Source organism: Streptomyces sp. cmx-18-6 (assembly GCF_046548915.1).
Classification (GTDB): domain Bacteria; phylum Actinomycetota; class Actinomycetes; order Streptomycetales; family Streptomycetaceae; genus Streptomyces.
This window is the reverse complement of sequence record NZ_JAEBEP010000002.1, coordinates 679,987-686,225: the sequence shown is the minus strand read 5'-3', so window position 1 is coordinate 686,225 and position 6,239 is coordinate 679,987. Positions and strand designations below refer to the sequence as shown.

Here is a 6,239-nt window from a genome sequence, read left to right as displayed (position 1 = left end):
GCGACGCACTCTCCATCGGCGGCAACCACCTCATCCACGCCCTGCGCCGCAACGTCAACCTCAAGATCCTCCTCTTCAACAACCGGATCTACGGACTGACCAAGGGCCAGTACAGCCCCACCTCCGAGATCGGGAAGATCACCAAGTCCACCCCGATGGGATCGCTCGACGCCCCCTTCAACCCCCTCTCCCTGGCCATCGGCGCCGAAGCGACCTTCGTGGCCCGCACGATCGACTCCGACCGCAAACACCTCACCGGTGTCCTGCGCGCGGCCGCCGAACACCCCGGCACAGCCCTGGTGGAGATCTACCAGAACTGCAACATCTTCAACGACGGCGCCTTCGAAGCCCTCAAGGACAAGGAACAAGCCACCGAAGCCGTCATCCGCCTCGAACACGGACAACCCATCCTCTTCGGCGCCGACAACACCAAAGGCGTCATCCGCGACCCCGCCACCGGACACCTGCAAGTCGTCACCGTCACCGACACCAACCGCCCCCACATCCTCATCCACGACGCCCACGACCAATCCCCCACCACCGCCTTCGCCCTCACCCGCCTCACCGACCCCGACACCCTCCACCACACCCCCATCGGAGTCCTCCGCAACACCCAACGCCCCGTCTACGACACCCTCATGACCAACCAAATGGACACCGCCATCCAACACCACGGCAAAGGCGACCTCGGCGCACTCCTCGCCGGGAACGACACCTGGACCGTCGTCGGCTGAGACCCCCCGGCCACATCGGCGGACGACCCCGACCCCGAAGGAGGCCCGGCCCCGATCTCCCGGCCAGGTGGATCAGGCCCGGGCCTCGTCGTACGCCTCGCGCGCCGCCTGCACCGCGTCCACCTGGCGTTCGGTCCAGCGGGCGAGCGCCCACACCTGTTCGGCGGCCTCGGTGCCGAGCGGGGTGAGCGAGTAGTCCACCCGGGGCGGGATCACCGGTTTCGCGTCCCGGTGGACGAAGCCGTCGCGCTCCAGGGTCTGGAGGGTCTGGGCGAGCATCTTCTCGCTGACCCCGCCGATCGTGCGACGCAGCTCGCTGAAGCGGTACGAGCGTTCCAGCAGGGCCGCCAGGACGAGAACGCCCCAGCGACTCGTGACATGTTCCAGGACCAGACGGGACGGGCACATCGGCTCGTTGACGTTCTGGACGGGCTTCGGCAGACCTTCCAGGCCGCTCGGCCCCGAACGCGGACCCGAACGCGGACTCGAACGCGAGCCCGAACGCGGGCCCGAACGCGGATCCGAGGTCCGACCCGAGCTCCGGCCCGAGCTCCGGCCCGTCCCCGTAGCGCTTTCACTCACTCCCATGCCAGTACCTTACTTCAAAGTGGGTACTTTCCATTAGTTAGCGCTCACCCTACGCTCGACCGGGAAAGCAATCACCGACAGCAGGAGCCCCCCATGAGCATCGTCGTCACCGGAGCCACCGGAGAACTCGGCCGCCTCGTCATCGACGAACTGCTGGCCACGGTCCCGGCCGGCGAGATCGTCGCGGTCGCCCGGAACAAGGAGAAGGCCGCCGCGTTCGCCGCTCGGGGCGTCGAGCTCCGTATCGCGGACTACGACCACCCCGAGACCCTCGCCGAGACCTTCCGCGCCGGCGACCGGGTCCTGCTGATCTCCGGCAGCGAGGTGGGCAAGCGCGTCGCCCAGCACACCGCGCTCGTCGAGGCGGCCAAGGCGGCGGGCGTGGCACAGCTCGCGTACACCGGCATCCTGGGCGGGCCGGACGCGGACTTCGTGCTGGCCGACGAGCACAAGGCCACCGAGCAGGCCATCCTCACCTCCGGGCTGCCGCACACCTTCCTGCGCAACGGCTGGTACACGGAGAACTACACCACCAACCTCGCCCCCGTCCTGGCACACGGCGCGGTCGTCGCCAACGCGGGCGAGGGCCGGATCGCCTCCGCCTCCCGCGCCGACTACGCCGCGGCGGCAGCGGCCGCGGTGACCGGCGAGGGCCACCTCGGCCAGGTCTACGAGCTGAGCGGCGACACCGCCTGGTCGCTCGCGGAGTACGCGGCCCTGCTGTCCGAGGAGACCGGCAAGGAGATCGCGTACAAGGACGTCCCGGCGGCCGTGCACCAGGAGGTCCTGGTCGGCGCGGGCCTGCCCGAGGGGTTCGCCGCGATCCTCACCGACGTGGACGAGGCCATCAAGCGCGGGCTGCTCGCGGGGACCAGCGGTGACCTGGCCCGGCTGATCGGCCGCCCGACCACACCGCTCGCCACGACGGTACGCGCCGCCGTCGCCGCCGCCCCCTCCGCGTGACCTCCGCAGCCGTCCACCCACCCATGTCATGAGTGTTTTCCTGAGACGGCTATGACATGACGCCCTTCCGGCGCTACCGTCATCCCGTCGGCAGACCCGCCGACGCTGGCTGGTAGTCCGGGAGGGCCCGTGAAGGGGAAGAACGAACAGCGGGCCGGCCTGCTGTACGGCATCGGCGCGTACGGGATGTGGGGCATCGTCCCCCTCTTCTGGCCGCTGCTGAAGCCGTCCGGGGCCGTCGAGATCCTCGCCCACCGGATGGTCTGGTCGCTCGGCGTCGTCGGGATCGCCCTGCTCGTGGTGCGGCGCTGGGCCTGGGTCGGCGAACTCGCCCGCGACCCGCGCAAGCTGGGGCTCATAGCCGTGGCGGCGGCGACCATCTCGGTCAACTGGGGCCTGTACATCTGGGCCGTGAACAGCGGCCACGTCGTCGAGGCGTCGCTCGGCTACTTCATCAATCCGCTGGTCACCATCGCCATGGGCGTCCTGCTCCTCGGCGAGCGGCTGCGACCGGTCCAGTGGGCCGCGGTCGCCACCGGCCTGGCCGCCGTCCTGGTCCTCGCGATCGGGTACGGGCAGCCGCCGTGGATCTCCCTGGTGCTGGCGTTCTCCTTCGCCACGTACGGCCTGGTGAAGAAGAAGGTCGACATGGGCGGCCTGGAGTCGCTGGCCGCCGAGACCGCCGTCCTGTTCCTGCCCGCGCTCGGCTTCCTGCTCTGGCTCACGGCCACCGGCGCGTCGACGTTCACCGCCGGGAACGCGGGGCTCGGCCACGGGGCGCTGCTCGCCGCCACCGGCATCGTCACGGCGGTGCCGCTGGTCTGCTTCGGCGCGGCGGCGATCCGGGTGCCGCTGTCCACCCTGGGGCTGCTCCAGTACCTGGCCCCGGTCTTCCAGTTCGTGCTGGGCATCCTCTACTTCCACGAGGAGATGCCGCCCGAGCGGTGGGCCGGGTTCGCGCTGGTCTGGCTGGCCCTGTCGCTGCTGACCTGGGACGCACTGCGCACCGCCCGGCGCAACCGGGCCCTGGCGGTGGAACTGCTGGCGACGGCGGCAGCGGCCCCCGCGCCCACCTCGACCCCCGCCTCCACACCCACGTCCGCACCCGCACCCGCACCCACACCCACATCCACATCCACATCCACAGGGACCGTGACCCCGGAGACATCGACCCAACAAAAGGTTACCTAGTTGCTTTTATTACTCGGTTACGATTTCCTGGTGGCTCCACCGGAACCGTGACCGAGGAGCAACAGCAGTGACCGACGTAATCGACGTACTCATCGTGGGCGCGGGCCCCACCGGCCTCACCCTGGCCTGCGATCTGGCCAGGCGCGGCGTGGCCGTACGGATCGTGGACAAGTCCCCCGCCCACCCCCGCACCTCGCGCTCCAAGGGCCCCAACCCCCGGTCGCTGGAGATCCTGGCCGACCTCGGGGTCGTCGACGACGTGCTGGCCGCCGGTTCGCCGCCGCTGACCATGCGCACGTACCGCGACCACCGCCCGTTCGGCGACGCCGACCCGTGGGCGGACTCCGGCCCGACGCCCGACGCGGTCTACCGCCGGCCGTGGCTCGTCGCCCAGTGGCGGCTGGAGGAGATCCTGCGCGGCCGGCTGGCCGGTCACGGCGTCCACGTCGAGCTGGGCCGTGAGGTCGTGGGGCTGGCGGAGGAGGAGGCCGGGGAGGGCGTCACCGTGACGTTCCGCCGGGGCCCGGCGGAACGCGCGCGGTACGTCGTCGGGTGCGACGGCGGCCACAGCCCCGTACGGAAGATGCTCCGGATCGCCTTCGAGGGGACGACCGCCGAGGACCAGGTGATGGTCTGCGGCGATGTGGAGCTGGACCACGAGGACCTGGGCCGCGACCGGTGGCACCAGTGGTTCGACGAGGACGGCGCGGTGATGCTCTGCCCCATTCCCGGTACGCGGACGGGGTGGTGGTTCCAGGCCGCGCCCGAGCGGGACCCCGAGGGCCGGCCGCTCGCGCCCTCCGTCGACGGCTTCCGGCGGCTGCTCACCCGGCACACCGGTCTGGCGGGCAGCCACCTGACCCGGGCGGAGCTGCTGTCGACGTACCGGGTGAACGTGCGCATGGCGGACCGCTACCGGGTGGGCCGGGTCTTCCTCGCGGGGGACGCCGCCCATGTGCACGCCATCGCGGGCGGGCTCGGGATGAACACGGGCATCCAGGACGCGTTCAACCTGGGCTGGAAGCTGGGGCAGGTGCTCGCCGGGCACGCGGACGCCGGGCTGCTGGACACCTACGAGGAGGAGCGGCTGCCGGTCGCCGCCCGGACGCTCGACCTGACCTCCGAACGGCTCCGGGTCACCCTGGAGGCGATCCGCAGGCCCGGCGGCGGCCTGGACGCGGCGATGACCCCCGACACGACCGGGCTCGGCGTCGGCTACCGGTGGAGCTCCCTGGCCGCCGCCGACCTGGCCGCCGGAGGCCCCGCGCCCACCGAAGACCGAGCCGCCGAAGCCCCCGCCACCGACACCGACACCGCCGAGGCCACCGCCGAAGCCGACGCGTCGAGCGCCGCCGGGCCGCGCGCCGGGGACCGGGCACCGGACGCCCCCTGCCGGGACGCCGCGACCGGCGAGTCGACACACCTGTACGCCGCCTTCGCGGGCCCGCACACCACCCTCCTCGGCTTCGGGCCCGCGAGCGCGGCGGTCCTGCGCGAGGCGTCAGCCGCGTACGGGAGCACCGCACTCCGCATCTGCCGGGTGTACGCGGCGGACGAGGACCACCGTGCGGCGGAGCCCGGATCGGTGGTCGACGACCGGGGGCACGCGGCAGCGGCGTACGGGGTCGACGCCCCGGCAGTCGTCGGTGCGGGGGCGAGCGCGGGCACGGTCGTCGTCATCCGGCCCGACCACCACGTGGGGACCGTGGTCCCGGCCGACGCCCCCGACTCCGTACAGAAGTATCTGCGTCAGTATCTGCGGCCGGACCTGCGTTCGGACCTGCGGCCGTCGCTCGGGGCAGTCGGGACGGTGGACGCCGTGCGGTAAGGCTGATTGAGTGCCCGGATGGGGACTGTCCTGGGCGGGATGAGACACGTGCGGTGGCACGAACTGCGGCATGCCTACGGCTCCGCGTCGCAGGTTCCCGGCACGCTGTCGCGGATCGCCTGGGGCGACGGGCCGACCGCTGAGGAGGCCCTGAGCGATCTGGGGCAGTGGATCGGCGAACCGGCCGTCTTCGACTCGACCGTGGCGGCGGTGCCGTTCCTGTGGGAGCTGGTGGCGACGGAGACGGTCAAGGACCGGGCGGGCGTGCTGGAACTGCTCGGCACCATCCTGACCTCCGGGCACGCGCTCCACCCCGAGTGGACGCGCGCCGCGCACGAAGCGGTGGCGGCGGGCCGCCCCACGGCCGCCCGCCTGGCCACCGCTTCCCGCACTTCCGCGACCTCCCCGCAGCAGGCCGTGCGGGACTCCGCCGTACGGACCTCCGCCGTACGGCTGCTGGCGGCGCTGGACGAGCACACGTGCTCGACCTGCCTCCCCCGTACGGCCTGAATTACGGCCTCAATGCGGGGCGGCGGGCTTCCTCAGGTCAGCTCGGCCGCCACCCGGTCCAGCACGCCCTTCCAGTGCGCGCGGCGTTCCTCGCGCTCCCCGGCGCTCGCCAGCCGCTCCTGGTGGAAGCGCAGCACCGCCCGGTCCTCGGAGCTGCCGGACGTCACGGCGACCTGAACCGTGGACAGGCCGTGGGTGAGGCGGATCCGGTCTCCCGGGCGGTAGCTGCGGATCTCCCCCTCGATGCCGTCCGCCGTACGGTAGGGAGCGCCCTTCTCCGTGGGGAGCGGGCCGTCGACGCCGAGCCAGAGCGCGATGCCCTCCGGTGCGGTGACGAACTCCCACACGGCGTGCGGAGGCCGGTGGATCGTCCGGGAGACACCGATCTCCCAGCCCGCGTCCTGAGTGAGTCCGGTCGGCATGAT

The 6,239-nt window shown here is 72.0% G+C and carries 7 protein-coding genes; 5 read left to right on the top strand and 2 right to left on the bottom strand.

All coding sequences use genetic code 11. The annotated features are described in order from the left end of the window. Positions 1 to 734: thiamine pyrophosphate-dependent enzyme (locus tag ACLJPL_RS08140; RefSeq protein WP_411080009.1), on the top strand; the 734-nt coding region annotated here is incomplete at its 5' end. Between the two features lie 72 nt (positions 735 to 806). On the opposite strand, the gene ACLJPL_RS08135 is transcribed toward ACLJPL_RS08140, so the two are convergent. Continuing rightward, the gene (locus ACLJPL_RS08135) at positions 807 to 1,142 is read right to left on the bottom strand and encodes a winged helix-turn-helix transcriptional regulator (RefSeq protein ID WP_411080008.1); all 336 of its coding nucleotides are present in this window, start codon (positions 1,140 to 1,142) and stop codon (positions 807 to 809) included. Positions 1,143 to 1,415: 273 nt separating this feature from the next. Here ACLJPL_RS08135 and ACLJPL_RS08130 point away from each other — a divergent pair, with 273 nt between their 5' ends. The 4 genes from ACLJPL_RS08130 (at position 1,416) to ACLJPL_RS08115 (ending at position 5,814) form a co-directional block, all read left to right on the top strand. Then, a complete protein-coding gene (locus ACLJPL_RS08130) occupies positions 1,416 to 2,285 on the top strand; it encodes an SDR family oxidoreductase (RefSeq protein ID WP_411080007.1) in 870 nt (289 codons plus the stop codon). Positions 2,286 to 2,414: 129 nt separating this feature from the next. Continuing rightward, complete coding sequence (rarD, locus tag ACLJPL_RS08125; protein ID WP_411080006.1) at positions 2,415 to 3,476, top strand: EamA family transporter RarD; 1,062 nt, start codon at positions 2,415 to 2,417, stop codon at positions 3,474 to 3,476. 67 nt (positions 3,477 to 3,543) lie between these two features. Beyond that, on the top strand, positions 3,544 to 5,304 hold the full coding sequence (locus tag ACLJPL_RS08120; RefSeq protein ID WP_411080005.1) for an FAD-dependent monooxygenase: 1,761 nt from the start codon (positions 3,544 to 3,546) through the stop codon (positions 5,302 to 5,304). An 18-nt stretch (positions 5,305 to 5,322) separates the two neighbouring features. Continuing rightward, positions 5,323 to 5,814 carry a hypothetical protein gene (locus tag ACLJPL_RS08115; RefSeq protein ID WP_411080004.1) on the top strand — a complete coding sequence of 164 codons (492 nt, stop codon included), beginning with the start codon at positions 5,323 to 5,325 and terminating at the stop codon, positions 5,812 to 5,814. A 32-nt stretch (positions 5,815 to 5,846) separates the two neighbouring features. Here ACLJPL_RS08115 and ACLJPL_RS08110 read toward each other — a convergent pair whose 3' ends face one another. Beyond that, positions 5,847 to 6,236, bottom strand: coding sequence for an SRPBCC family protein (locus ACLJPL_RS08110; protein WP_411080003.1), 390 nt, complete (start codon positions 6,234 to 6,236; stop codon positions 5,847 to 5,849). Between the last annotated feature and the right edge of the window lie 3 nt (positions 6,237 to 6,239).